The sequence below is a fragment of the Hymenobacter crusticola genome (assembly GCF_002154225.1).
Taxonomy (GTDB): domain Bacteria; phylum Bacteroidota; class Bacteroidia; order Cytophagales; family Hymenobacteraceae; genus Hymenobacter; species Hymenobacter crusticola.
This window is the reverse complement of sequence record NZ_MTSE01000150.1, coordinates 1-335: the sequence shown is the minus strand read 5'-3', so window position 1 is coordinate 335 and position 335 is coordinate 1. Positions and strand designations below refer to the sequence as shown.

Sequence of the window (335 nt, the reverse complement as noted above, 5' to 3'; positions counted from 1 at the left end):
GAAAGCAGGCGGCAGCATTAGGCCACGTGCTCGATGGTGGCGCCCTCGCCTAAGAGGGTCGTCAGTTCGTGGTGGGCGTAGGCTTCCAGCACCTCGGTGGGGTCACCCAGTAAGCCGATCTGCGCGGGCGGCAGCACAAACGAGAAATCAACGGGCAACGATAGGCGCAGGAAAGCGGCTTGACTATCCGGCAGGCTCGCCGCTTCGTGCACGTAGTAGCCGAGGCGAAACGAGGCCAGCCGCTGCTTCCGGTTGTAGGCAAACTGATCGACAATCGCGTAAAACTGGCTTACTTCCAGTAAGCTCGGCGTCTTGAGCGGCGCCGTAACGGTGAT

Annotated in this window: 1 protein-coding gene; it reads right to left on the bottom strand. The window is 61.2% G+C overall.

Features of this window, described 5'->3' with window-relative positions; genetic code table 11:
• Nucleotides 1-17 precede the first annotated feature (17 nt).
• Nucleotides 18-335: hypothetical protein (locus BXP70_RS30270; RefSeq protein WP_179197922.1), on the bottom strand; the 318-nt coding region annotated here is incomplete at its 5' end.